The following is a 24956-nucleotide window of genomic DNA, read 5'->3' on the forward strand; positions in this document are numbered from 1 at the left end:
AGGGCGATTGCCGTCCGGAACGCTTTTTCCTAAACAGGCAGGCGAGGAGATCGCGATGGCGTCGAAGACGAGTGCCGAGCGGGATGCGCGGGGCCTCGGCCCGCTGCTGGGTGCGCCTGCATCGTATGAAACGGTTCTGGCCCGGTTCCGCTGGCCGGATCTTGCGGCGTTCAACATCGCTGCCTTCTGCTGCGACCGCCATGCGGCCGCGGAACCCGGCCGGCCGGCAATTCTCGCGCTGGCGGCGGATTTCTCGGTCTCGGTTCTGACCTTCGGTGCGCTGCGCGCGGAGGCCGACCGGCTGGCGCATGCGCTCGAAAGGGCGGGGATTAGGCGCGGCGACCGGGTGGCGATCCTGCTTCCGCAGGGACGGCACGTCCCGGTGGCGCATATGGCGATCTACAAGCTCGGCGCCGTGGCGCTGCCGCTCGCGGCGCTGTTCGGTGCCGAGGCGATCGGCTATCGGCTCCAGGATTCCGGCGCGCGGCTGCTGATCACCGATTCCGGCGGGCTCGCGAAGCTCCGCGCCTTTCCCGGCGCGGTGCCGGCGCTGGAGCGGGTGATCTCCATCGACGGCGCGGATGGCGATGCGCTGGGCTATGACCGCTTCCTCGAAGGCATGCCCGAGCGGTTCGAGACGCGGGCCTGCACCGGCGACGCCCCGGCGCTGATGATCTACACGTCCGGCACGACCGGGCAGCCGAAGGGCGCGCTGCATGGCCATCGCGTGCTCGCGGGGCATCTGCCCGGTGTCGAGATGCACCATGATTTCCTGCCGCAGCCCGACGACCGGATCTGGACCCCGGCGGATTGGGCCTGGGCCGGCGGCCTGCTCAACGTGCTGCTGCCGGGGCTGTTCTTCGGCGTGCCGGTTGTCGCCTGGCCGTTCCAGAAATTCGATCCCGAGGCCGCCTTCGCGATGATGGCGCGGGTTTCGGTGCGCAACGCCTTCATCCCGCCGACCGGCCTGCGGCTGATGCGCAACGTGGAGGACCCTGCGAGGCGCTACGGCATGCCGCTGCGTTCGCTCGCCTCCGGCGGCGAGGCGCTCGGCACGCCGACCTTCGAATGGGGGCGCGAGGCGCTCGGCCTCCCGATCAACGAGTTCTATGGCCAGACCGAGTGCAACCTCGTCCTGTCCTCCTCCGCGGCGATGGGCGTGGCGCGGCCGGGCATGATCGGCCGGCCGGTGCCGGGGCATCGCGTGGCGGTGATCCGGCCGGATGGCAGCGAATGCGCGCTCGGCGAGCGCGGGCAGATCGCGATCCGCCGGCCCGATCCGGTGATGTTCCTCGGCTACTGGAACCGACCGGAGGCGACGGCGGAGAAATTCATCGGCGATTGGATGACGACCGGCGATCAAGGCATGTGCGATCCGGAGGGCTATATCGGTTTTGTCGGGCGCGATGACGACGTGATCACCTCGTCGGGTTACCGGATCGGCCCGGTCGAGATCGAGGATTGCCTGATCAAGCACGAGGCGGTGGCGCTGGCGGCGGTGGTTGGCAAGCCGGACCCGCTGCGCACCGAGATCGTCACCGCCTTCGTGACGCTGAAGCCCGGCTTCGCGCCCGGCGAGGCGCTGGCGGAATCGATCCGCCGCCATGTCCGCGAGCGGCTCTCGGCGCATGAATATCCGCGCGAGGTGCATTTCATCGACGAGATGCCGCTGACTACGACCGGCAAGATCATTCGGCGCACGCTGCGCGATCGCTTCAGCGAAAGCGGCGCCTGACGGTACAGAACCTAGCCGCCACGCCCGACAAGCGCTGTCCAGAACCCCTCGATGGTTCCCGGCGCGATGTCCTGAGTGATGCAGACGATGCGCGTGCGCCGATCCCGCGAGGGCCAGCGCGGCAGCCGCAGCGGCGGATGGACGACCGATTGCACCTGGTGGATCGCCACCGGATGTTCCGGATCCTCGGCCAGCGCGACGATCCCCTTCATGCGCAGCAGGCGCGGGCCGTGCAGCATCCGCATCGCTTCGCGGAATACGGTGAGCGCGCCCTCCGGTACCGGATTCCCGGCGGTCAGCGTCAGGCTGGCGATCGCGCCGGCCTGATGCGCGGCCTCCTCGCCGGTGCCGAGCCAGGAGGCGATATCCTCCGTCCGCGCGGCCGAGAAGCGCGGCGCGAACAGCGCATCGGCGGGAAACGGCCTCTCATTGTCGTCCTGCGGCGTCACGATCGGGTTCAGCGCCCGGATATCCGCCTTCAGCATGGCGAGCCCGGCCGGATCAGCGAGATCGGTCTTGGTCAGCAGCAATGCATCCGCCAGCGCCACCTGACGGCGGGCCTCGGGATGCGCGGCGATGGTCGTCGCGCCCGATACGGCATCGACCAGCGTCACCAGCCCGGCGATGGCGAAGCGCTTCGAGAGATAGGGGTGCTGGAGCACCGCCTGCAGGATCGGCAGCGGATCGGCGAGGCCGGTGGTCTCGATCAGCAGCCGCCGGAAGAAGCGGATGCGGCGATTGTCGCGGCGGCGCAGCAGATCCTCGAGCGTCGCGACGAGGTCGCCGCGCACGGTGCAGCACAGGCAGCCCGCCGCCATCAGCACCACATCCTCCGGTGCCGCTTCCACCAGCAGGTGGTCGAGCCCCACTTCGCCGAATTCATTGATGACGACGAGTGTATCCGCGAGCGCGGCGTCGCGCAGCCAGGCGTTGAGCCGCGTCGTCTTCCCGGCGCCGAGGAAGCCCGTCAGCACCACGAGCGGGATCGGCGTCAGCGGATCAGGCTCGGATTCGGCCATCGGGTGGATCCGGGACGGTTCAGGAGCGCGGCGCGGAATTCCCGGCCGGCGCGCGCTTCTTTCTGGCCGTCTCTTGCTTGCGCGCGGCCTCGGCCTTCGGTGCCGGGCCGGGCGCGGGGCGAGCATCGCCCTGAGCGGGGAGAGCGCGGGCGCGCTGCTGGAGCGAGGCCGCAGCCGCGGGGCGGGCGGCTGCCGGCGCGGTGGCGCGCCCGATGGCGCCGAGAGCGAGCGGCGCGCCGCTCGCCTTCCGCCGGGGCTCCGGCGCCGCAGCCTGAAGCGTGGCCCCGGCGGGGGCGCCGCCGGGGCGGCGGGCGATTTCGGTCGAGCCCGGCTTGGGGCCGAGATAGACGGGGATGGCCGCGAGCTGCTCGCGCGGGCCGAGCGAGACGCGCCCGCCGGCGCGCTGGCCGACGGTGGAGGCGAGGCCCGGGCTCGCGAAGCTCATCAGGGAATCCGGCCGGTCCGAATTCGAGGTCTGGGAGATGAAGATCGCGCCGCCGGCATCCTCCTCGCTTGCCGGCGCGCCGCGCCGGCCGCAGATCTCGGCGCGGCGGTTCGGCGCGCTGGTCTCGACGCTGGCCGTGAGCGATTCGAGTGTGCGGCCGCCGCCCCCGCTCCCGCTCCCGCCGAAAAAGCCGCCGCCGGCGAATCCCTGATCGAGGAGCTGGGCGGCCTTCAGCGTGCGGTCGGCGGCGGATGAGGCGCCGAATACCACCGCGATCAGGATCCGGCCGTTGCGCTCGGCGGCCGAGACGAGGTTGAAGCCGGAGGCGCAGACGAAACCGGTCTTCATGCCCATGGCGCCGGAATAGCGGCCGATCAGCCCGTTGGTGTTCTGGAACTTGCGGTTGCCGAGCTGCACCGCGCCGATGCCGAACAGGTCGCGGTATTCGGGAAACTCGATCAGCAATGCCCGGGCGAGGATTGCCATGTCGCGGGCGGAAGACACGTGTTCGGGCTGGTGCAGGCCGTGCGGATTGACGAAATGGCTTTCGCGCATGCCGAGCCGCCGGGCCTCGGTGTTCATCATCGCCGAGAACCCCGCCGTCGAGCCGCCGATCCCTTCCGCGATCACGGTCGAGATGTCGTTCGCGGATTTGACCATGATGATCTTGAGCGCGTTCTCGAGCGTGATCTCCTGCCCCGGCTTGACGCCGATCTTGCTCGGCGGCTGGCGGGCGGCGGCGGCCGAGACGACGATCGGCGTTTCGAGCTTGATCTGCCCGCGGGCAACCGCGCGCAGCGCGACATAGGCCGTCATCAGCTTGGTCGTCGAGGCGGGGTACCAGGGCCGCGTCGCCTCCTCGGCTTGCAGCACCTCGCCCGAAAGCGCATCGACGATCACGGTCGGCACCATCGGATCGGCACGGAGCGGAAGCGCGCCGACCATCAGGCCGAGAAGCGCGAGCAGGCTTTGCGGAGCGCGATGGAGCACGGGTTTCGCCTTTTCGGAAGGGCCGCCCGACGGGCGGGCCGATTCAATCGGACAGGCCGATCTGTTTCGTAGCCTCCCGGTGCGGGATTGGGAAGGGCCGGAGCCTGATTCCCCGCTTCCGCCATTCAAATGTGGCGATCGTTCGGCCGAGGCCTTTTCTTCGGCGCGGGGCTGGTCCACCGTCTGCATTGCCGGCTGGGGCATTGAATGTTAAACATTGAACATTCCATGGCCGCAAGGCCGAGGATGTCACGGGCAGCGGGACGTCAGAAACGATCTTTGCAGGGAGCGAGACCATGAGTGCCGCGATCATCGGCTGGGCGCATACAAGTTTCGGGAAGAAGGAGGAAAGCCTCGAGGAGATGATCGTCGCGGTCGCGCGCGACGCGCTCGCGCATGCGAGGATCGCGGCAGAGGATGTGGACGAAATCTATCTCGGGCATTTCAACGCCGGCTTCTCGCCGCAGGATTTCACCGCCTCGCTGATCCTCCAGGCCGATCCGGGGCTGCGCTTCAAGCCCACCACCCGGGTGGAAAACGCCTGTGCCACCGGCTCCGCCGCCGTGCACCAGGGCGCGAAGGCGATTGCGGCGCGCGCCGCACGGGTCGTTCTCGTCGTCGGCGTCGAGCAGATGACGCGGATTCCGGGGCCGGAAATCGGCGCGAACCTGCTCAAGGCGTCCTATCTTCCGGAGGAGGGCGATACGGCAGGCGGGTTCGCGGGCGTTTTCGGCAAGATCGCCGGCGCCTATTTCCAGCGCTACGGCGATCAATCCGACGCTTTGGCGAAGATCGCGGCCAAGAACCACCGCAACGGCGTCGCCAATCCTTACGCGCAGATGCGCAAGGATCTCGGCTACGAGTTCTGCCGCACCGAGAGCGACAAGAACCCCTTCGTCGCCGGGCCGCTGAAGCGCACGGATTGCTCGCTGGTTTCCGACGGCGCGGCGGCGATCGTGCTCGCCGATGTCGAGACTGCCATGCAGGCCGAGCGTGCCGTGCTCCTGCGCAGCCTTGCGCATGCGCAGGATTTCCTGCCGATGTCGAAGCGCGACATCCTTGCCTTCGAGGGCTGCCAGAATGCCTGGCGGCAGGCGCTCACCAAGGCGAAGCTCGCGATCACCGATCTTTCCTTCGTTGAGACGCATGATTGCTTCACCATCGCCGAGCTGATCGAATACGAGGCCATGGGGCTCACCGGCCCCGGCGAGGGCGCCCGCGCGATCCACGAGGGCTGGACCGAGAAGGGCGGCCGGCTGCCGGTCAATCCGTCCGGCGGGCTGAAGGCCAAGGGGCACCCGATCGGCGCGACCGGCGTTTCCATGCATGCGCTGACGGCGATGCAGCTCTGCGGCGCGGCGCCGGAGGGCATGCAGATCGCGGGGGCCGAACTCGGCGGCATCTTCAACATGGGCGGTGCGGCGGTGGCGAATTACGTCTCGATCCTCGAGCGGATCCGCTGACGCCCGTGGATGCGTTCTCCATTGGCCGTCGCCGCGCCGCCTTTGCGGCGGCGGCCTCGGGCTATGTGCTGAGCCAATTTTATCGCTCGTTCCTGACGGTGGTGGTCGACGATCTCGCGCGCGACCTTGGCATCGGGCCGAAGGAATTCGCGGCGCTCGGCGCGGCCTGGTTCCTGGCCTTCGCGCTGTCGCAATTCCCGGTCGGCATGGCGCTCGACCGGCTCGGGCCGCGCCGCACCATGGCGGCGCTGATGCTGGTGGCGGTTGCCGGCGCGCTGCTGTTCGCGCTGGCCGGAACGCATCATCTGGCGCTGGTTGCGATGGCGCTGATCGGCATCGGCTGCGCGCCGATCCTGATGGGGGCGCTCTATTTCCTCGCCCGCACCGAGGCGCCGGCGCGGTTCGCGATGCTCGGAAGCCTGTTCCTGAGCTGCGGGCTTGTCGGCAGCCTGATCGCGGCGACGCCGATGGCGGCCCTGGTCCAGGCGATCGGCTGGCGCGCGGCGATGGCGCTTGTCGCGCTGGCGACGCTGGCCTCCGCCTTCGCGGTCTGGATCGCAATGCGCGATCCGCCGCGCGAGACGGGGGCGGGAGGTGGTTCGCTGGTGGGCGATCTCCTCGCGCTTCTGCGCCTGCCGCTGTTCTGGCCGATCCTCGTCATGAGCTTCGCGATCTCGGCGCCGGTCTTTACCGAGCGCGCGCTCTGGGTCGGCCCGTTCTTCGGCGAGGTCCACGGGCTCGGGCCGATCGAGCGCGGCAACGCGGCGCTGGCGCTCGCGGTGGCGATGACCGCCTCGGCCCTGCTCGCCGGCCCGGCGGCGCGGCTGCTCGACAATGCCAAGGCCGTGGTGTTCTGGGCCAATTTCCTCTGCGGTCTCGCCTTTCTCGGGCTTGGCCTGTGGCGGGAGGCGCCCCTGGCCGGCGCGCTGGTTCTGGTGATGCTCGCCGGGCTCTTCGGCGTCAGCTATGCGGTGCTGATCGCCCATGCGCGGCTGTTCATGCCTGCACATGTCATCGGGCGGGGGGTGACCTTCGTCAATTTCGTCTCGATCGGCGGCACGGGGCTCGCGCAGCTCGCTTCGGGCCACGCGATCGCGGGGATGCGCGGGGCCGGGTTCGATCCGGGCGCGACCTATGCTGCGTTGCATCTCGCCTTCGGGGCGCTGCTCGTTTTCTGCGCGCTCGTCTATGCCTGGGCCCCGGCGCGCCCCGCAGGGCGCTGATCCTCAGGTGACGGTCTGATCGAGGCGGCGGAAGAGCAGCTTGTCGATCCGCCGCCCGTCCATATCCATGATCTCGATCGTCCAGGGGGCGAGTTCGGCGCTGTCGCCCTCGGTGGGGATGCGGCCGAAGACCTCGAGCGCGAGGCCGGCGACGGTGCGGAACCGCGCGTCGGAAGGAACCTCGATGCCGAGTTCCTCCTCGAGTTCGCCGATCTCGGTGCGGCCATCGACGAGGAACGAGCCGTCCTGGCGAGGATGGATCATGCGCGGGCTCGCGACCTCGTGCTCCTCCGGAATGTCGCCGGTGATCGCCTCGAGCACGTCGGTGAGGGTCAGGACGCCTTCGAAGGTGCCGAATTCGTCGAGCACGAAGGCGAAATGGTTGCGCTTCTCGCGGAACAGTTCCAGCACGTCGAGCACCGAGGAGACCTCCGGCACGAAGAGCGGCTCACGGACATTGCGCTCGATGTCGAGCGGCTTTCCCTCGAGCGTGAGATCGAACAGGTCCTTCTTGTGGACATAGCCGAGCGGCTCGTCGATCGAGCCGCCCTTGGCGACGACGACGCGGCTGAACGGGCATTGCCGCAATTCGGCGCGCACGACCTTGGGATCATCCGAGACGTCGATCCAGTAGACCTCGGTACGCCGGGTCATGATATCCGAGACCGGCCGGTCGGCGAGGCCGATCACCTCGCGCACGATCTCGCGTTCGGCGGGGTCGATCACGCCCGATCTGGTGCCCTCCTGAAGGATGGTCTCGACCTCTTCCTCGGTCACGCTCTGGTCGCGCGTCTGCGGCACGCGCAGCAGGGTCAGGATCATGGCGCTCGAGAAGCCGAGCAGATTGACGATGGGTCGACCGACATCGCCGATGAAGGCCAGCGGCCGCGCGACCTTCGCCGCCACCCGTTCCGGATTGGCGAGCGCGATCCGCTTCGGCACGAGTTCGCCGAGGACAAGCTGGAGGAAGGTGATGCCGATCACCACGATGCCGTAGCCGATCGGCTCGGCATAGCCCGCGATGAAGGCGAGCCCCGCGAGATATTCGGCGAGTTTCTGGCCGAGCGTCGCGGTGCCGAAGGCGCCGGCGACGATGCCGACGAGCGTGATGCCGATCTGCACCGAGGACAGGAAGCGCGAGGGATCGGCCGCGAGTTCCGACGCCTTCGCCGCGCCGGAATGCCCGGCCTCCGCCATGGTTTCGAGCCTGGCGCGCCGCGAGGACACGACCGCCATTTCCGACATCGCGAAAAAGCCGTTGAGGAGGGTCAGCCCGAGAACAACGAGGAGTTCGACGGCAAGCATGAAAGCGGCAGGAAACCCGGAGAGGCCCTTTCCGAGGCCCGAGCGGGTTTCACCATGCCGGGGCGCAAAAGTCCAGCATGCGGCACGCTGCCCGCCTCAATCCGCCCCGGCGGCCTCGATCGCGAGCGCGTGGAGGCCGGTTTCGAATTCCGGCGCCAGCAGCGCGTTGATCCGGCGATGGCAGGCGACGCGGCCGAGCCCCGACAGCGCGCGGGCGCGGATCTGGACCCGGTAATGCGTTTCGCCGCTCTCGCGCCAGCCGGCATGGCCGCGATGGCGCTCGCTCTCGTCGATCACCGCGAGTTCGACGGGGTCGAGCGCGGCGAGGGCGGCGCGGATGCGCTCGATCCGGGTGCCGGCCGGCGGTGCGCTGGGATCTTCGGTCATCTTGTCCTCCTGCGGGAACCTGCCATATCGGCAAGCCGGGCGCGCCGGAAAGCGCTTGCCCTGCCCTTGGCGCGGAACCTAAACTCGGTCGATGATGAATCTCAACTCGCCGCTTTTCGACAAGGTGCGGTCGAAGCCTGTCGCGGATGAGCCGCGCGCGGAAGAAGGTCCGCGCTGCGAGCATCCCGGTTGCGCGCGCAAGGGCGAGTTCCGCGCACCGAAGGGGCGTGTCCATGAGGGCGAGTTCTTCCGCTTCTGCCTCGATCACGTGCGGGAATACAACCAGAGCTACAATTACTTCGCCGGCATGAGCGAAGGCGCGGTGCAGAACTACCAGAAGGATGCGCTGACCGGCCACCGCCCGACCTGGACGGTCGGGGTCAATGGCGGGCCCGGCCCCGAATCCAAGCTCGATGCCGCAACGCTGCTGCGTGCCCGGCTCGAGAGGCTGCGCAAGGCCCGCGCGGCGGCCGGAGAGCCGCGCCGCCGCGTCGGCAAGCTTGCGCTCAAGGCGCTCGAAGCCCTTGGGCTCGACGAGAACGCCGACCGCGCCACCATCCGGCGCCGCTTCAAGGACCTCGCGAAACGGCTGCACCCGGACCTCAACGAGGGGGACCGCTCGCGAGAAGACAAATTGCGTGCGATCATCGACGCCTATAATTATCTCAAATCCGAGGGCCTTGCCTGATCCGGCCCGTTTGCGAAAGGAAGGCCGTTCCGAACACGCGGCGGCCTTGGGTGATGAATGTCTGTGACTGCGCTTGCCGAGACCCTGGCCGCCGATGGAACCGGCGGCGAGCCGGATACCACCGTCTCCGTTCGCGATGCATTCGGGATCGATTCCGACATGCGCGTGCCGGGCTACAGGGCGCGGACCGATGCCGTGCCCGATCTCGACCCGGATTACCTGTTCGACCGCGATACGACACTCGCGATCCTCGCCGGCTTCGCGCATAACCGCCGCGTCATGGTAACCGGCTATCACGGCACCGGCAAATCCACCCACATCGAGCAGGTCGCGGCGCGGCTCAACTGGCCCTGCGTGCGCGTCAATCTCGACAGCCATGTGAGCCGGATCGATCTCGTCGGCAAGGACGCCATCGTCCTCAAGGACGGCAAGCAGATCACCGAATTCCGGGACGGCATCCTGCCCTGGGCCTATCAGCGCAATGTCGCGCTCGTGTTCGACGAATACGATGCCGGCCGGCCGGACGTGATGTTCGTCATCCAGCGCGTGCTGGAGAGTTCGGGGCGGCTGACGCTGCTCGACCAGTCCCGCGTCATCCGGCCGCATGCGGCCTTCCGCCTGTTCGCGACCGCCAACACGGTCGGGCTTGGCGATACCTCCGGGCTCTATCACGGCACGCAGCAGATCAACCAGGCGCAGATGGACCGCTGGTCGATCGTCACGGTGCTCAACTACCTCCCGCACGACAAGGAGGTCGATATCGTTCTTGCCAAGGCCAAGCATTACAAGGGCAAGGAGGGGCGTGACATCGTCAACCGCATGGTGCGGGTGGCGGATCTGACGCGCAACGCCTTCATCAACGGCGAGCTTTCCACCGTGATGAGCCCCCGCACCTGCATCACCTGGGCGGAAAACGCGGCGATCTTCGGGGATATCGGCATGGCCTTCCGCCTTACCTTCCTCAACAAATGCGACGAACTCGAGCGCAGCCTCGTGGCGGAATTCTACCAGCGCTCGTTCGGGGTGGAGTTGAAGGAATCGACGGTCAATGTCGCGCTGAGCTGAGGCATGACCGCGCTTTCCAACCGCAAACCGGGCCAGCCCGAGGCATCGCCCGTCGAGCCGTTCAAGAAGGCGGTTGCCGGCGCGCTGCGCGCCATGGCCGGCAAGGAGGAGATCGAGGTCCAGTTCGCGGCCGACCGGCCGAGCCTCGTCGATGCCGGCGATGTCGTGCGGGCCCGCCTGCCGGAGCCGCCGCGGCGGCCGAGTGCGCGGGATATCGCCATCCTGCGCGGGCATGCCGATTCCTACGCGCTGAAGCTCGCCTGCCATGACGAGAAGCTGCATCGCCGGCTCCAGCCGGAGGGGCTCGATGCCCGCAAGATCTTCGAGGCGGTCGAGCAGGCGCGCTGCGATGCGATCGGCTCGAACCGGATGATCGGCGTTGCCGACAATATCGACACCATGCTCGACGAGCGTTTTCAGCGCGCCAACCTCGCCCAGGTCAGCGATATCGCCAATGCCCCGATGGAGGAGGCGGTGGCGCTGCTGGTGCGCGAGCGGCTGACCGGTCGCGAAACCCCGGCTGCCTGCCGGAAGCTGCTCGGCCTCTGGCGCACGGAACTGGAGGGGAAGGCCGGCCCGACGCTCGACACCCTGGCCGGCAGCATCGAGGATCAGCAGGCCTTCGCGAAGATCGTCCAGAAGCTGCTCCTCGATCTCGGCATGATCGAGGGCGAGGATCTCGCAGGGGACGACGAGACGGGCGAGGACGAGGCCGACGACCAGGATGGCGAGCAGGACAATCCCGACGGGGAGAGCGGCGAAGCCGAAGAGAATGAGGGATTCGATCTCGAGGAGACCGATGCACTCTCCGACGACATGAGCGAGGGCGCGCAGGAGGCGGCCGACGCGCCGCCGGGCGAGGACCCCGATGACAGCGAGATGGTCGATGCCGAGGAGCCCGCCGAGGCGAGCCGGCCGCCGAGCGCGCGCGACGCCCAGCGCGATCTCTCCGCCTACAAGGCCTACACGACCAGGTTCGACGAGACGATCGCGGCCGAGGATCTCTGCGATGCCGAAGAGCTCGACCGGCTCCGCGCCTATCTCGACAAGCAGCTCGCCAATCTCCACAACGTCGTCGGCCGCCTCGCGAACCGGCTTCAGCGGCGCCTGCTCGCCCAGCAGAGCCGCGCCTGGGAATTCGATCTTGAGGAAGGCATGCTCGATCCGGCGCGGCTCACCCGCGTGGTGATCGACGATCTCCGCGGCACCTTCGCGCCGCTCTCGTTCAAGCGCGAGAAGGACACGAATTTCCGCGACACGGTGGTGACGCTGCTGATCGACAATTCCGGCTCGATGCGCGGCCGGCCGATCACGGTCGCCGCCACCTGCGCCGACATCCTCGCCCGCACGCTCGAACGCTGCGGGGTGAAGGTCGAGATCCTCGGCTTCACGACCCGCGCCTGGAAGGGCGGGCAGAGCCGCGAACTATGGCTGCAATCCGGCAAGCCCGCCAGCCCCGGCCGCCTCAACGATCTCCGCCACGTGATCTACAAGAGCGCGGATGCGCCCTGGCGCCGCGCCCGGCGCAATCTCGGGCTGATGATGCGCGAAGGGCTGCTCAAGGAGAATATCGATGGCGAGGCGCTCGCCTGGGCGCATCAGCGCCTGCTCGCCCGGCGCGAGCAGCGCCGCGTCCTGATGATGATCTCCGATGGCGCCCCGGTCGATGACACGACGCTTTCGGTGAATTCCGGCAATTTTCTCGAAAAGCATCTCCGGCAGGTGATTGAGGAGATCGAGACGCGCTCGCCGGTGGAGCTGATCGCCATCGGCATCGGCCACGACGTGACGCGCTATTATCGCCGCGCGGTGACGATCGTCGATGCCGAGGAACTCGGCGGGGTGATGACCGAGAAGCTCGCCGAATTGTTCGAGGAGGCGCCGCGCGCCGCGCCGGCGCCGGAAGGGCCGCGCCGCCGCGCCGGAGCCGGCCGGTGAGCATGGGCAGTCTCCGCCGGCGGGCCCTGCTCGCCGGGCTCCTGGCCTGGTCCGCCGCGCTTGCCGCCCCGGCGGCGGCGCTCGACCGCGCCGCCCCGCGCGCGCTGGAGATCATCGCCTATCCGCTCAAGGGCTTCGTGATCGGCGAGCCGGACCGGCGTGTCTTCGGGCGGCTCACGTTTCTCGGCGGGCTCGAATTGCGCGCGCACGACCCGGATTTCGGCGGCATTTCGAGCCTTCGGATCGCGCGCGACGGCGAGCGCTTCATCGCCGTGACCGATCAGGCGCATTGGATCACCGGGCGGATCGTTGCGCGCGACGGTGCGCCCGCGGCGATCGCGGAGGCGCGGATCGCGCCGATTCTCGGCCCGGTCGGCACACCGCTGAAGCGCACGCGCCATTTCGACACCGAGGCGCTCGCCTGGCAGGGGAACACGCTCTTTGTCGCCACCGAGAGGGCGCATGACATCCTCCGCTTCGAGCTGCCGGCGGGGGGAATGCCCGGCCGCGGCCGGGTGATCGAGGTGCCGGCGGCGTTCCGCGATCTCGAGGGCAATCGCGGCATCGAGGCGCTGGCGGTTCTGCCGCCGCGCGCGGCGCAGGCGGGCCAGCTCCTCGCCTTCGCGGAGCGCGCGCCGGCGCGCTGGCGGATGGCGGATCATGTCGGCTTCATCCTCGGTCCGGGCGGGGGGCGCGTGAGCCTGCGGCGGATCGGCGATTACGACGTGACCGACATCGCCTTCCTGCCGGATGGCGATCTCCTCGTGCTGGAGCGGCGCTTCGTGCCCATTCTCGGGCTCGGCCTGCGCATCCGCCGCATCGCGCTCGCCGCCATCCGGCCCGGCGCGCGGCTCGACGGCGAGATCCTGATCGAGGCCGATGGCGGGGTGCAGATCGACAATATGGAGGCGCTCGCGGCGCATCGCGATGCCGAGGGCCGGACGATCCTCACCATCGTCTCGGACAACAATTTCTCGATCCTCCAGCGGACCTTGCTGCTGCGCTTCGCGCTTCAGGAATGAGCCGGGCGGCGGAACGGCTTGCGAGGCAACTGCGCTTCTGTTAAGTTCTCTTAAAGGTTTCGAACAGCGGGGTCGGCTGTGAGAACTCTGCTTGTTTCAGCAATCTGTTGTTTTTCTGGTATTGCTGTCGCGCAGCAATGTCAGGTTGCCGATGTTGATCTTTTCGAGAGCCCGCGAATGCGGGAGCGGGTTCATCTGATCGGGCGCAGTGACGGCCAGCCGATGAGCCTCATCGCCTTCCGCGCCGGCCTGCGGGTAAACACCGACGGCGCGCCTATCTCCTATCACCCGGACGATCTGCGCGGGCGGGTCAAGGCGATCAACAATATCTGCAACGGCGTCTCCGTGCGCGATATGGCCGGCCGGCGCCTCGGCTGCGGCGAGGCGCGCGCGGCGTTCGCCGCGTTCCGCGACCGGAACTGGGTGGAGCCGCCGGGCGTGACGATCCGCTGGCAGAACGTGATCGCGGCCCGGAGCGAGGGCGGCCGGAGCATCCCCTGCGTGTTCCGCTCCGGCCCGCATGCCGGGTATCTCGGCTCGCTGACGACGCTTAAGAACGGCCTTGCGCCGGCCGAGCGCGGCGAGTGCGAGGCGGCCGACCAGGTCGATCAGAGCCAGATCCCGACGATCGTGCTGCCCGGTGGCGCCAATCCGCTGCGGCAGTTCGGGGCGCGAATCGGCGATCTCGTCGCGGTACGCAACCCGGAGACCGGCGTCGATGTGGCGGCGATCATCGCCGATGCCGGCCCGCCCGACAATCTCGGCGAAGGCTCCGTCGCGCTCAACATGCGCCTGCTCGGTGCGCCGCGTCCGCCGGCGACCTATGGCGAGGCGCTGCAGCTCGATACCGGGCCGAAGCAGATGATCGTGGTCATCGTGCCGGATTCGCGCGGCTTCCAGCCGCAACGGCCCTTCACGGCCGCCAATCTCGAACAGCGGATCGGCGCCTATGCCGCGTCAAAAGGGCTGCCCGGCAACCTGAAGGCGCTGCTCGATTTCGCGAGCGCCTGCGCGCCCAATTGAGCCCCTGGACGGGGCGGTCCGCAAAGCAAACGGCCGCCCGATGGGGCGGCCGCGAAACCGGGTTCGTGAGGCGGGCGCCTCAGGCGCTGAGCTTCTTCTCGATGTCGCGTTTCAAGTCGCGCGCCGTCGGCGAGAGATCCGCCGCATCCGCCTTAAGAAGAAAGGCATCGAGCCCGCCGCGATGCTCGACCGAGCGCAGCCCGTTGGCCGAGACGCGCAGCTTGACGGCGCGGTTTAGCGCATCCGAGGTGAGCGTCACATTGACCAGATTCGGCAGGAAGCGCCGCTTCGTCTTGCGGTTGGAATGGCTGACCTTGTGGCCAACCAGCACGCCCTTGCCAGTGAGCTCGCAAACACGGGACATGACACGAAACCTTTCAAACCGGGCCGCCGCCGGATGCGGGGTCCGAGCAGCCCGGAGGCAAGCCTTCGAACTGGGTGAAAACCGAAGCGCCGCCTATAATCGAAGCGGCCTGGGCGGTCAACCTCCCCGCGCGGGCGCGACGTTTCGAAGCTTGCCACGAATCGGCCACGGATTCACAACTAGATCGCGGATCAACAGGGGAGCTCGGCCTTGGCGGCGGCAGAGAGTGCACGATGGGTGCGGGCCGGGCGCGTTCCCGGCAGCGCAGTGGCGGGGCTCGCGGCGCTGCTGTTCGGCGTTGCGCCGGCCCTCGGCCAGAATGTCGAGGCGCAATATACGATCACGCTGGCCGGGCTGACGATCGGCAAGGCGGCGATCAGCGGTCAATTGTCCGGCTCGTCCTACACGCTCAATGTCAGCTCCGCGCTGACGGGGCTCGTCGGTGCGGTCTCGCGCGGGCAGGGGTCGGCGGCTGCGCGCGGTCAGATCGGCGGGGGCACGGTGCTGACCAACGGGTTTTCGTTCTCCGCCAGCAACGGCACCGATCAGCGCTCGGTGCAGATCGTGGCGAGCGGTGGCTCCGTCCGCAGCGTGGTGATCGAGCCACCTTTCGACCAGAAGGATGACCGCGTGCCGGTGCGGCCCGCGCACAGGAACGGTGTGCTTGATCCGGTCAGCGCGCTGGTCATGCCGTCGAAGGCCGTCGATCCGCTCGACAAGGCCAATTGCGAGCGGCGCCTGCCGGTCTTCGACGGCAGCCAGCGCTTCGATATTGTTCTGTCCTATGCCGGAACGCAGCAGGTCGAGAGCGAGGGCGGCTATTCCGGTCCGGTTCTTGTCTGCGCGGCGCGCTACGTGCCCGTGGCCGGGCACAGGCCGAACCGCCGCGTGACGAAGTTCATGATCGAGAACCGCGACATGCAGGCCTGGCTCGCGCCGGTGAAGAGCGGCCGCCTGCTGCTGCCCTATCGGATCTCGGTGCGGACGATGATCGGCACCACGATCATCGAGGCAACGCGGTTCAATCCCGGCTGAGGCGATTGCCTGTCCCGGAACGGGACCGGGCGGTTAACGGGCGTCGCGCTTTTTCTAGAAATTCCGTCGCCGGCTCCGCATGCGCGTTCTGCGCGCAGAATGCGGGTTTCGGCGCGTTGCAGCCCGGTTTCGGCGCCAGAGGACCGGATTGGTGCGCGAGGCGAATCAGCGACGCCCGATTCGTGCCGGTTCCGTTCCAAGAATGGGCCAAATCTTAACGCGGGCGCCTGTCCGCAGGGGGAGACGGGCTATCGAAGTATTAACCATGATTCCCGGAAGAATCGTCTTGACGGCGATCTCCGCTCGACTCGGCACGGGAGTCGAGCGGGCAGGGCGATTCGCAATGCTGAGTCGAGAGATTCAACAACATGTCGCGGAGCGACGGTTATGCTTCGCCATATCTTGTGCGTGAACAAAGCAAGACTCGACCCGAGTCAGCGATTCGGGCCGGATTCGTTCGCAGGCTGTTCGGAAGCTTTCAGCATCTGGCGATTCGCTCGGCCCGTCTGTGCCGGATTGGCACCAATTCCGGGGAATCGAGGCGCTGCGGCGGGAATCCGGTTGCCGATCGCCGGCCGGGTGCCCAGATAGCATTCATGCGCGGGTGCAGGCTGATGAAGCCGATTCGCACCCGGTCTGATGCAGCCGGAGCGCCCATGACGCTTCCCTTCCGTCCCGTGGCCGAGGGTTCGAGGGCCGGCGTTTCGGCGCGGGCGCGCGGCGTGACGGCCGTTCTCGGCCCGACCAATACCGGCAAGACGCATCTCGCGATCGAGCGGATGCTGGGGCATGACAGCGGCATGATCGGCCTGCCGCTGCGGCTGCTGGCGCGCGAGGTCTATCAGCGCATCGTCGCGCGGGTGGGGGCGGAGGCAGTGGCGCTCGTCACCGGCGAGGAGAAGATCAAGCCCAAGGCGCCGCGCTACTGGGTCTCGACCGTCGAGGCGATGCCGCGCGACCTGGATGTGAGCTTTGTGGCGATCGACGAGATCCAGCTCATCGCGGATTTCGAGCGCGGCCATGTCTTCACCGACGCGCTTCTGCACCGGCGCGGACGGGCGGAAACGCTGCTGCTCGGCGCGGCCACCGCGCAGCCGCTGATCGAGCGCCTGCTGCCCGGCGTGCGGATCGAGACGCGGCCGCGCCTCTCGCGGCTTGTCCATGCGGGGGAGAAGAAGATCACCCGGCTGCCGCCGCGCGCGGCCGTGATCGCGTTCTCCGCCGAGGAGGTCTATGCGATCGCCGAACTGGTGCGCCGCCAGCGCGGTGGCGCGGCGGTGGTGATGGGCTCGCTCTCGCCGCGCACGCGCAACGCGCAGGTCGCGATGTTCCAGGCCGGCGAGGTCGATCATATCGTCGCCACCGACGCGATCGGGATGGGGCTGAACCTCGAGATCGGGCATGTCGCCTTCGCGGCAGACCGGAAATTCGACGGCCGCCGCCACCGCCGGCTGTTCCCGGCCGAGATGGCGCAGATCGCCGGCCGTGCCGGTCGTGCCGTTCAGGACGGAACCTTCGGCACCACCGGGCGCTGCCCGGCTTTCGATGAGGATCTGGTCGAGGCGCTCGAGGAGCATCGCTTCGATCCGCTCGCAATGGCGCAATGGCGCAATTCGGCGCTCGATTTCGCAACCCTCGACCGGCTCGAGGCGAGCCTCAACCGGGCGCCGGGCGACGCGGCCCTCGTCCGTGCACGCCGGGCGGATGACGAGGCGACGCTCGAGATCGCGATGCTGCGCCCGGCGATCCGCGATCTCGCGCGCGGCGAGGCCGCGGTCCGGCGGCTCTGGGATCTCTGCCAGCTTCCGGATTATCGCAAGGTTTCGCCCGGCGTGCATGCCGACTTGGTTGTGTCACTTTACGAAGCGATTATCCGCAAGGGGGCCATCGACGCCGATTGGTTCAGCCGCGAGATCAAGGCCTGCGACCGGATCGAGGGCGATATCGACACCCTTTCCTGGCGGCTCGCGCAGATCCGCACCTGGAGCTATTGCGCCAACCGGCCCGATTGGCTCGCCGATCCTCTGCATTGGCAGAACGTGACGCGCGCGCTAGAGGACAAGGTGTCGGACGCACTGCACGAGCGGCTCATGCAGCGCTTCGTCGACAGGCGCACCTCGGTCCTGATGCGTCGACTGAAAGAGAATGTGATGCTGGAAGCGGAAGTAAACGCGACGGGGGACGTGCTGGTCGAAGGCCAGCACATCGGACGCCTTGAGGGGTTCCGTTTCACGCCCGATCCGGGCGCCGAGGCGGCCGAGGCCAAGACCCTGCGCGCGGCCGCCGGCAAGGCGCTCGCCGGCGAGATCGAAACCCGCGCGGCACGGCTCTCGACCGCGAATGACGACCAGCTCCAGCTCTCGCTCGACGGGGTGATCCGCTATCTCGGCGAGCCGATCGCAACGCTTCAGGCCGGCGCGCGGCCGCTGGAGCCACGCTTCCTGCTTCTCGCGGACGAGGCGCTTGCCGGGCTGCATCGCGAGATGGTCGAGACCCGCATCGCCAACTGGATCAAGGCGCATGTGCAGAAGCTGCTCGGGGCGCTCTTCGCGCTCGAGGCGGCCGAAGGCGTGACGGGCATTGCGCGCGGCATTGCCTTCCGGGTCGCGGAAGCGCTCGGCGTGCTCGACAGGGCGGCGGTGGCGAACGATGTCCGCGCGCTCGACCAGAACGCCCGCGCCGAGCTGCGCAAGCTCGGCCTGCGGTTCGGGGCGCATCACCTGTTCCTGCCGGCCTTGATGAAGCCGGGTCCGCGCAGCCTCGCCGCCCAGCTCTTCGCGCTCCAGCGCGGCGACGATCCCGCGGCGTTGCGTGACGTCTCGCATCTCGCCTTCTCGGGCCGGACCTCGATCCCGGTCGATCCGGCGATCAACCGCGAGCTTTACCGTGTCGCGGGGTTCAGGGTTGTCGGGCCGCGCGCAGTCCGTGTCGATATCCTCGAGCGGCTGGCGGATCTGATCCGCCCGGCGGTCGCCTATCGGCCGGGCGTGACGCCGGGTGCGCCGCCTCCGGGTGCTGCGGATGGCGACGGCTTCGTCGTGACCGGCGCGATGACCTCGCTCGTCGGCTGCGCCGGGGCGGAATTCGGCGAGATCCTGAAATCGCTCGGCTATCGCGCCGAAACGCGGCCGGGGCCGGCGATCACCGTGCCGCTCAAGATCGAGGCGCCGGTGGCGGCGACGGAACCGCTTCGGGCCGAATCACCCGAGACCGCCATGCCGGAACCCGGAATCCCGGATGCCACGATGTCCGCGATTGGCGCGGCCGGCCCCGCGCCGGCGGAAGCCAGCGCGACCGATTGGCCCGCCGATTCCACCGGCCGCGCCGAACGCGAAGGTGCGGCGATCGAGGCGGCGGCGCCGGTTGAAGATGCCGCCGCGCCGGTCGAGGCCGGTCCCGAGGCCGGCGAGGAGGCTGCTTCCGAAATCTCCGACGTCTCTGCGGCGGCCGGGGCGGCTGACCCCGCCGCGGCATCGACCGCTGCCGAGCCGGCCGCGGATGTGGCTGCCGCGCCGGTCGAGATCGAGATCTGGCGGATCGCGCGGCCCGACCGCAATCGCCCGCCGCAGCGCGGCCGCGGCAATCCCCGGCATCGCGAGAGCGGCCGCGACGAGGGACGCGCTTCGCCGGGGCAGCCGGAGAGGCAGGCCGGCGATGATTCGCCCCGTCCGGAGAGGCGCGAGGGCGAACGCCGGCACGAGCGGCCGAAGCGGTTCTTCCCCGGCCAGGGGCATGGCGGCGCCGGGCCGCAGCCCGAGGAGAATGCGGGGCGCAACGGCCAGGGCCATAAGGCGCCGGCACATGCAAGGGGGCATGGCCAAGGCAAGGGTTCGGGACACGGCCAGGGATATGGCCAGGATCAGGGCAAGGGGCTCGGCAAGGGTGACGGGCCACGCCGGGACAGGAGCGGGAACCGCGGCGGCGATCGCGACGCGCCGCGCGTGTTCGGCGACCGCCCGCGCGATACCAACCGCGCGCCGGACCCCGATTCGCCCTTCGCCAAGCTCGCGGCCCTCAAGGCCCAGCTCGAAGGCAAAACCTGACCGGCGGCGATGACGCGGGGCCGGGTTCGGGTGCCGGAGGGCGCGCCGCCCGCCATCCGCCTCGACAAATGGCTGTGGTTCGCGCGTTTCCAGCGCGCGCGGGCAGATTGTGCGGAACTGGTCCGGGCCGGGCATGTCCGGATCGGCGGCCGGCGGGTCACGCAGCCGGGCGCGGTGGTCCGGGTCGGCGATGTGCTGACGCTGGCGCTGCCGGGCGAGACGATCCTGGTCGAGATCCGCGCGCTTGCCGAGCGGCGCGGCGAAAGCGCGGCCGCCCTGCGCCTCTATCGGCGGATCGAGGCCGGCGGAGATGGTTGAGCCGGCTTGCATCGCGCGCGAAACCGCTCTAGCGCTTGCCGCCCATCGACGGCATCGCCATCTAACCCGGCGGGCCGCGCCGGCGCCGGAATATCAGGAGAAGCCGATGACCTATGTGGTCACCGAGAATTGCATCAAGTGCAAATACATGGATTGCGTCGAGGTCTGCCCGGTCGATTGCTTCTACGAGGGCGAGAACATGCTCGTGATCCATCCCGATGAATGCATCGATTGCGGCGTCTGCGAGCCGGAATGCCCCGCCGAGGCGATCAAGCCGGATACGGAACCCGGCCTTGAGCAATGGCTGAAGCTCAACGCGGATTTCGCCAAGACCTGGCCCAACATCACCATCAAGCGCGAGCCGCCGGCCGATGCCAAGGAATGGGACGGCAAGACCGGCAAGTTCCCCGATCTTTTCTCGGAGAAGCCCGGCGAGGGCGATTGAGCGCCCCGTTAACCCTGCATGGCGGCTTTGCGGCAGGGGCGTGGCGGCGTTTTTGATTTTTCCGCCGAAGCGTGGTATCGGTTAATCAACAGTCGAGACAGGTGGCCGCTTCCTTTGCGCCGAGCTTCCCACTGACATGATCGTTCACGGGCCTGCACGTTCCCCACGCGCGGGCTCTTTGGTCTGTCTTTGGCGAGACGCGGCGGGAAATCGTTCTTCCTCGTCGATGATTCCGGCCTGACGGGGTTTCCGGCAGGGCGGGCCGTGTTTGTGGCGCGGGGTGCTGAACCCCGTCTGAGGCTTCGTCCGCCCGCGCAGCTGCCGGCGGATGATTGGTGAGGGAAAAATGAGCACAAAGAAGACGCAGCGCGATGGTTTCAGGCCGGGCGAGTCCATCGTCTATCCGGCCCATGGCGTCGGACAGGTGGTGGCGATCGAGGAGCAGGAGATCGCGGGCTTCAAGCTCGAATTGTTTGTCGTCAATTTTGCGAAAGAGAAAATGACGCTGCGCGTGCCCGTGGCCAAGGTCGCGAGCGTCGGCATGCGCAAGCTCTCGGATGCCGAAGGCATTGCCAAGGCGCTCGAGGTGCTGACCGGCCGCGCCCGCATCAAGCGCACCATGTGGTCGCGCCGGGCGCAGGAATACGAGGCGAAAATCAATTCCGGCGACATCATCGCGGTGGCGGAGGTCGTGCGCGATCTTTACCGCTCCGAGGCGCAGCCGGAACAATCCTATTCCGAGCGCCAGCTGTTCGAGACCGCGCTGGCCCGGCTCGTCGACGAGGTCGCCGCGGTCGACGGTTCGACCGATACCGAGGCGATGAAGCGCATCGAGACGAGCCTCGCCAAGGGGCCGCGCCGCACGCGGGGCACCGATGCCAGCACCGATGCCGAGGCGGACAACGACGATTCGAGCGAGGAGGCGGCGTGAACGCCGCCTGCTGTCCCTGATCGAAGCCCGCGGCCCATGGTCGCGGGCCTTTTCTTTCCGGGGTTCGGGAGCATCTGGCGCCCCCCTGTGAACCGGACCGGTTTTCGCGCGTATATCGTTCAACTGACAGGGAGACGCGCATGGCCCAGCTTTCCGGCATCAGTCGATCCTTCGTCCGCGCCGCGATGGAGGCCCCTTTCCTCACCCGCGAGGAGGAGCACGGCCTGGCCCTGCGCTGGCGCGACAACCAGGACCGCGCCGCGCTCGACAGGCTGACCACCGCCCATATGCGGCTGGTGATCGCGATCGCGGCCCGCTTCCGGAATTACGGCCTGCCGGTTTCCGATCTCGTGCAGGAGGGGCATGTCGGGCTTCTCGAGGCGGCGGCCCGGTTCGAGCCGGAGCGCGAGGTGCGCTTCTCGACCTACGCCACCTGGTGGATCCGCGCCTCGATCCAGGATTTCGTGCTGCGCAACTGGTCGATCGTCCGCGGCGGCACATCCTCCGCGCAGAAGGCGCTGTTCTTCAATCTGCGGCGCCTGCGGATGCGCATCGCGCTCAAGGCCGAGGGCGACCCCTCGGTCGACATCCATGCCGAGATCGCCGCGGCGGTCGGGGTGCAGAAGGCCGATGTGCAGGCGATGGAGACGCGGCTTTCCGGTCCTGATGTCTCGCTCAACGCGCCGATCTCGGATGACGAATCCTCCGGCTCGTCGGACCGGATGGATTTCTTCGCCGATCCGGCGCCGCTGCCGGACGAGGTGGTCGGGGAGCAGATCGACGGCGCGCGGCGCACGGAATGGCTGCGATCGGCGCTGACGGTGCTTTCCGAGCGCGAATTGCGCATCCTGCGCGAGCGGCGGCTCTCGGAGGAGGGCGAGACCCTCGAGGCGCTCGGCTCCAAGCTCGGCATTTCCAAGGAACGTGTCCGCCAGATCGAGAGCCGGGCGCTGGAAAAGCTCCGCAAGGCGCTGATCGAGCGCAATCCGCGCTTCGCGACCTCGCTCTCCTGAGCGAGGCAGCCGTCTTCAGCCGGCCACGACCTTATAGCTTGTGCCGGGCGCGAGCTGATCCTCGGGCCCGAGCCCATTGAGGATATAGAAGCGTTCAAGTGCCTGCGGCTGGCCGCTCATATGCGCCGCAACGAGATCCTCCGGCCGTTCCCCCGCCCGCGCCTGCACGATCCGCACGCGCTCTGCCGGGAAGGCGCGGGCCTCCTCCTCGCCGAGACGACGGAAGCTGCGGGCACTGGCGAGAAAACGCTCGTCGATGGCGGCGGAAAAATTCTGTGCGGCATAGATCAAGCGGAAGACCGTGTCGCCGGAGCGGATCAGCACGACCCGGAAGCTCCAGTCCTGGCCGCGCGCGATCCCGGTGGCGGCCGGAAGACCGTCGAGCGTGAGTTCGGTGATCTCCCCGACCGGAAGATTCTCGATCGGGTTCTGGGCGATCAGCGCCGGCAGCGGCTTCGCGGCCTCGACCCGGCTCGAATCGAGGCGCAGCGCCTCCCTGGCGCCGGCGGTGACACCGAGCACGGCCTGCGGCGTGTTCTCGAGCACGAAGCCTTCCGGTGCCTCGACCGCGAATTTCAGCCGCGGATGCAGGAAGGTCCGGCCGCGGACGACGCCCTGCGACGGATCCTCCCCGAAGGCCATGCCCTCGATGGCCTGAAGCCATTTGCCGCGATCCGCCTCGCCGACGCCGGGCGCGCCGTATTGCCGGGCGACGGCGAGCGCGCGCTGGATGCGCTCCGGCGTCGTCGGATGGGTCGCGAGGATATCGTTGCCCTCCTCGCGGCCGCGATTGCCGATGGCCTCGCGCATGCGGCCGGAGCGATCGAGCGCGATCAGGAAGCGCGTGGCGCCATGCGCCTCGAACCCGGCCTTGGCGATGGAGCGCACGCCCATCTCGTCGGCGTCGATCTCCTGCTGGCGGGAGAAGCCCGCCAAGGTCAGGCGGGATTGACCGCGCAGGAATTCGCCCGCGCCGGGGTTCTCCAGAACCTCGGTCTGGACGCGGCTCACCAGATTGGAGCGGGCGTCGAGCTCGGCGCGGGCCAGGGCGTGGCGGGCCGTGACATGAGCGATCTCATGCGCGATCACCGAGGCGATCTCGGCCGTATCGTTCGAGAGCGCGAGCAGGCCGCGCGTGAGGTAGACATAGCCGTTCGGCAGCGCGAAGGCGTTGATCGACGGCGAGTTCAGCACGACGATGCGGAAATGCTCGTTCGGCCTGTCGGAGACGAGGCGGAGCCGGTCCGCGATCGCGTTGAGCAGGACCTGGGTCTTCGGCGCGCGATATTCGCCGCCGAAGCTCGCGACAAGGCGCTTGTGCTCGCGCTCCAGCGCCGAGCCGGGTTCGAGTTTCGGTCCCGAACCCGGCAATTGCACCTTGCGCGGCTCGACCGGCGGCACCGAGAGCGGATCCGTGAAACAGCCGCCGAGCAGGAGCCCGACAAGCGCGCATGCCAGCCCGGGGGCGAGCATGCGCCGGACCGCTCGCCACGGCCGTCGCCAGGAATCCGCTTCCCGTCCGATCTGCGTCATATCGCCCGCCCCAGCCCGCCGCCCGCCCGTCGCGCTTGCAGCAAGGATCATTCCACCGGGGCGATATGCCATGGCGTCTCGACCCGCAACCTCGATAAGCCCCCGCTGCCGACGATGAAGCGGACGACAACGCGCTTTCCGGCCCATCCGGCGGGGTCCTGTCCCGAATCGCGCAATCGGGAGAGCTGCCGCGCCGTCAGTCCCACCGAGGGAGCACCACGAAATGATGGCGCGAAGTTGACAAAGACCAGATTGCGCCATGTGCGCACGCTGCGCACGCGCCAGAGCGCGACCATCCGGCGCCCGGCATGGCTTTCACGCTTGGCCTCGGCCGCCCGGTGGCGCTGCGCTTGCGCGCGGGGCGCCCAATGGCCGCGCCGGGCGCGGATCGCCAGCGCCTCGTGGCGGAGCAGCGCCGCCCAGCACTCGGCCTGTTCGGGTTCCGGCCAGGCCGGGACCAGGCCGGCCTCGACAAGCCCCGCCTGGAGCCAGAACGGGGCGAGATCGCCGTCCGGCTCGCGGATGAAGAGATGCGCCGGCACGCGGCCCCAGCGGTCCGGCCCGGCGGCCGGTTTCCAGCTGACCTGCTGGCCAGCCAGCGCCTCCGCGATGCGCGCCGCCAATTCCCGGCGCCGGCCCGGTTCGAGATGATCGGGCCAGACGATGCCGGCGGGCCGCAGCGCGAAACCGTCCGCGATCGGCAGGGCTCCCTCCTCGGAGACCGAGAGAACGCTCGTCGGCAGCGCGCCCTCCGCCGCGCAGGGGAGCGGCGCGGCGGGAGCGGCGGATGCCGTCAGAATCAGCGGGAGAATTCGCGTCGCCAGATGTTGCAGGAGGGTGCAATATCGGGAGAAAACTGGTATCTGCGCAGCGACGGTCCCGTAGCTCAGCAGGATAGAGCGGCAGTTTCCTAAACTGTAGGTCACAGGTTCGAATCCTGTCGGGATCGCCATCCGTTTCCGTGCCGCTCC

Annotated in this window: 21 protein-coding genes and 1 tRNA gene; 15 read left to right on the plus strand and 7 right to left on the minus strand. The window is 68.6% G+C overall.

The genetic code is table 11. The annotated features are described in order from the left end of the window. The first annotated feature begins 55 nt into the window (after positions 1–55). Entirely contained in the window at positions 56–1735 is a 1680-nt protein-coding gene (locus FWJ24_RS01390) for an AMP-binding protein (protein ID WP_150285984.1), read from the plus strand. A gap of 11 nt (positions 1736–1746) precedes the next feature. Here the strand turns inward: FWJ24_RS01390 and FWJ24_RS01395 are convergent, their stop codons facing one another. Then, on the minus strand, positions 1747–2754 hold the full coding sequence (locus tag FWJ24_RS01395; protein ID WP_166443539.1) for a CobW family GTP-binding protein: 1008 nt from the start codon (positions 2752–2754) through the stop codon (positions 1747–1749). Positions 2755–2773: 19 nt separating this feature from the next. Then, entirely contained in the window at positions 2774–4189 is a 1416-nt protein-coding gene (locus FWJ24_RS01400; RefSeq protein WP_166443540.1) for a D-alanyl-D-alanine carboxypeptidase family protein, read from the minus strand. 296 nt (positions 4190–4485) lie between these two features. Here FWJ24_RS01400 and FWJ24_RS01405 point away from each other — a divergent pair, with 296 nt between their 5' ends. Both FWJ24_RS01405 and FWJ24_RS01410 read left to right on the plus strand, forming a co-directional pair. Next, entirely contained in the window at positions 4486–5652 is a 1167-nt protein-coding gene (locus tag FWJ24_RS01405) for an acetyl-CoA acetyltransferase (protein ID WP_150285987.1), read from the plus strand. Positions 5653–5657: 5 nt separating this feature from the next. After that, a complete protein-coding gene (locus FWJ24_RS01410; protein ID WP_166443541.1) occupies positions 5658–6875 on the plus strand; it encodes an MFS transporter in 1218 nt (405 codons plus the stop codon). A gap of 3 nt (positions 6876–6878) precedes the next feature. Here the strand turns inward: FWJ24_RS01410 and FWJ24_RS01415 are convergent, their stop codons facing one another. Then, a complete protein-coding gene (locus tag FWJ24_RS01415; RefSeq protein ID WP_150285989.1) occupies positions 6879–8180 on the minus strand; it encodes a hemolysin family protein in 1302 nt (433 codons plus the stop codon). Between the two features lie 96 nt (positions 8181–8276). After that, the gene (locus FWJ24_RS01420) at positions 8277–8567 is read right to left on the minus strand and encodes a BolA family protein (protein WP_150285990.1); all 291 of its coding nucleotides are present in this window, start codon (positions 8565–8567) and stop codon (positions 8277–8279) included. Between the two features lie 91 nt (positions 8568–8658). On the opposite strand from FWJ24_RS01420, the gene FWJ24_RS01425 reads away from it, so the two are divergent. The 5 genes from FWJ24_RS01425 (at position 8659) to FWJ24_RS01445 (ending at position 14303) form a co-directional block, all read left to right on the plus strand. Continuing rightward, positions 8659–9255 carry a J domain-containing protein gene (locus FWJ24_RS01425; protein WP_342788592.1) on the plus strand — a complete coding sequence of 199 codons (597 nt, stop codon included), beginning with the start codon at positions 8659–8661 and terminating at the stop codon, positions 9253–9255. A 57-nt stretch (positions 9256–9312) separates the two neighbouring features. Next, positions 9313–10320, plus strand: coding sequence for a cobaltochelatase subunit CobS (cobS, locus tag FWJ24_RS01430; RefSeq protein ID WP_150285991.1), 1008 nt, complete (start codon positions 9313–9315; stop codon positions 10318–10320). Between the two features lie 3 nt (positions 10321–10323). Further along, on the plus strand, positions 10324–12258 hold the full coding sequence (gene cobT / locus FWJ24_RS01435) for a cobaltochelatase subunit CobT (RefSeq protein ID WP_150285992.1): 1935 nt from the start codon (positions 10324–10326) through the stop codon (positions 12256–12258). Between the two features lie 2 nt (positions 12259–12260). Beyond that, entirely contained in the window at positions 12261–13280 is a 1020-nt protein-coding gene (locus FWJ24_RS01440) for an esterase-like activity of phytase family protein (RefSeq protein WP_246155527.1), read from the plus strand. A 177-nt stretch (positions 13281–13457) separates the two neighbouring features. Beyond that, positions 13458–14303 carry a hypothetical protein gene (locus FWJ24_RS01445; RefSeq protein WP_150285994.1) on the plus strand — a complete coding sequence of 282 codons (846 nt, stop codon included), beginning with the start codon at positions 13458–13460 and terminating at the stop codon, positions 14301–14303. Positions 14304–14382: 79 nt separating this feature from the next. On the opposite strand, the gene rpmB is transcribed toward FWJ24_RS01445, so the two are convergent. Beyond that, positions 14383–14667 carry a 50S ribosomal protein L28 gene (gene rpmB, locus FWJ24_RS01450; RefSeq protein ID WP_150285995.1) on the minus strand — a complete coding sequence of 95 codons (285 nt, stop codon included), beginning with the start codon at positions 14665–14667 and terminating at the stop codon, positions 14383–14385. 210 nt (positions 14668–14877) lie between these two features. Between rpmB and FWJ24_RS01455 the strand changes: the two genes are divergently transcribed. From FWJ24_RS01455 to FWJ24_RS01480, 6 genes are all read left to right on the plus strand, one after another. Then, positions 14878–15702, plus strand: coding sequence for a DUF3108 domain-containing protein (locus tag FWJ24_RS01455; protein ID WP_166443542.1), 825 nt, complete (start codon positions 14878–14880; stop codon positions 15700–15702). A gap of 656 nt (positions 15703–16358) precedes the next feature. After that, positions 16359–19745 carry a helicase-related protein gene (locus FWJ24_RS01460; RefSeq protein ID WP_150285997.1) on the plus strand — a complete coding sequence of 1129 codons (3387 nt, stop codon included), beginning with the start codon at positions 16359–16361 and terminating at the stop codon, positions 19743–19745. Between the two features lie 9 nt (positions 19746–19754). Beyond that, positions 19755–20063, plus strand: a complete 309-nt coding sequence (locus FWJ24_RS01465; protein WP_150285998.1) for a S4 domain-containing protein — start codon at positions 19755–19757, stop codon at positions 20061–20063. A 106-nt stretch (positions 20064–20169) separates the two neighbouring features. Continuing rightward, positions 20170–20508 carry a ferredoxin FdxA gene (fdxA, locus tag FWJ24_RS01470; protein ID WP_150285999.1) on the plus strand — a complete coding sequence of 113 codons (339 nt, stop codon included), beginning with the start codon at positions 20170–20172 and terminating at the stop codon, positions 20506–20508. Between the two features lie 346 nt (positions 20509–20854). Then, positions 20855–21439, plus strand: a complete 585-nt coding sequence (locus FWJ24_RS01475) for a CarD family transcriptional regulator (RefSeq protein ID WP_150286000.1) — start codon at positions 20855–20857, stop codon at positions 21437–21439. 140 nt (positions 21440–21579) lie between these two features. Then, positions 21580–22452 (plus strand): RNA polymerase factor sigma-32, encoded by an 873-nt coding sequence (locus FWJ24_RS01480; RefSeq protein WP_150286001.1) that lies wholly within the window; start codon positions 21580–21582, stop codon positions 22450–22452. A 15-nt stretch (positions 22453–22467) separates the two neighbouring features. On the opposite strand, the gene FWJ24_RS01485 is transcribed toward FWJ24_RS01480, so the two are convergent. Further along, entirely contained in the window at positions 22468–23925 is a 1458-nt protein-coding gene (locus tag FWJ24_RS01485; RefSeq protein ID WP_166443543.1) for a M48 family metalloprotease, read from the minus strand. A gap of 107 nt (positions 23926–24032) precedes the next feature. Then, positions 24033–24608 carry a hypothetical protein gene (locus FWJ24_RS14565; protein ID WP_166443544.1) on the minus strand — a complete coding sequence of 192 codons (576 nt, stop codon included), beginning with the start codon at positions 24606–24608 and terminating at the stop codon, positions 24033–24035. 252 nt (positions 24609–24860) lie between these two features. Here FWJ24_RS14565 and FWJ24_RS01490 point away from each other — a divergent pair. Continuing rightward, a tRNA-Arg gene (locus FWJ24_RS01490) sits at positions 24861–24937 on the plus strand. Positions 24938–24956 lie beyond the last annotated feature (19 nt).

It is taken from the genome of Rhabdaerophilum calidifontis (genome assembly GCF_008641065.1).
Classification (GTDB): Bacteria; Pseudomonadota; Alphaproteobacteria; order Rhizobiales; family Beijerinckiaceae; genus Rhabdaerophilum; species Rhabdaerophilum calidifontis.

Excerpts from the sequence above, each read along its gene's own strand:
- FWJ24_RS01390 (WP_150285984.1), top strand. The coding sequence starts at position 56 with ATGGCGTCGAAGACGAGTGCCGAGCGGGATGCGCGGGGCCTCGGCCCG.
- FWJ24_RS01395 (WP_166443539.1), bottom strand. The coding sequence starts at position 2,754 with ATGGCCGAATCCGAGCCTGATCCGCTGACGCCGATCCCGCTCGTGGTG.
- FWJ24_RS01405 (WP_150285987.1), top strand. The coding sequence starts at position 4,486 with ATGAGTGCCGCGATCATCGGCTGGGCGCATACAAGTTTCGGGAAGAAG.
- FWJ24_RS01415 (WP_150285989.1), bottom strand. The coding sequence starts at position 8,180 with ATGCTTGCCGTCGAACTCCTCGTTGTTCTCGGGCTGACCCTCCTCAAC.
- FWJ24_RS01420 (WP_150285990.1), bottom strand. The coding sequence starts at position 8,567 with ATGACCGAAGATCCCAGCGCACCGCCGGCCGGCACCCGGATCGAGCGC.
- FWJ24_RS01425 (WP_342788592.1), top strand. The coding sequence starts at position 8,659 with ATGATGAATCTCAACTCGCCGCTTTTCGACAAGGTGCGGTCGAAGCCT.
- cobS (WP_150285991.1), top strand. The coding sequence starts at position 9,313 with ATGTCTGTGACTGCGCTTGCCGAGACCCTGGCCGCCGATGGAACCGGC.
- cobT (WP_150285992.1), top strand. The coding sequence starts at position 10,324 with ATGACCGCGCTTTCCAACCGCAAACCGGGCCAGCCCGAGGCATCGCCC.
- FWJ24_RS01440 (WP_246155527.1), top strand. The coding sequence starts at position 12,261 with ATGGGCAGTCTCCGCCGGCGGGCCCTGCTCGCCGGGCTCCTGGCCTGG.
- FWJ24_RS01445 (WP_150285994.1), top strand. The coding sequence starts at position 13,458 with ATGCGGGAGCGGGTTCATCTGATCGGGCGCAGTGACGGCCAGCCGATG.
- rpmB (WP_150285995.1), bottom strand. The coding sequence starts at position 14,667 with ATGTCCCGTGTTTGCGAGCTCACTGGCAAGGGCGTGCTGGTTGGCCAC.
- FWJ24_RS01460 (WP_150285997.1), top strand. The coding sequence starts at position 16,359 with ATGACGCTTCCCTTCCGTCCCGTGGCCGAGGGTTCGAGGGCCGGCGTT.
- FWJ24_RS01465 (WP_150285998.1), top strand. The coding sequence starts at position 19,755 with ATGACGCGGGGCCGGGTTCGGGTGCCGGAGGGCGCGCCGCCCGCCATC.
- fdxA (WP_150285999.1), top strand. The coding sequence starts at position 20,170 with ATGACCTATGTGGTCACCGAGAATTGCATCAAGTGCAAATACATGGAT.
- FWJ24_RS01475 (WP_150286000.1), top strand. The coding sequence starts at position 20,855 with ATGAGCACAAAGAAGACGCAGCGCGATGGTTTCAGGCCGGGCGAGTCC.
- FWJ24_RS01480 (WP_150286001.1), top strand. The coding sequence starts at position 21,580 with ATGGCCCAGCTTTCCGGCATCAGTCGATCCTTCGTCCGCGCCGCGATG.
- FWJ24_RS01485 (WP_166443543.1), bottom strand. The coding sequence starts at position 23,925 with ATGCTCGCCCCCGGGCTGGCATGCGCGCTTGTCGGGCTCCTGCTCGGC.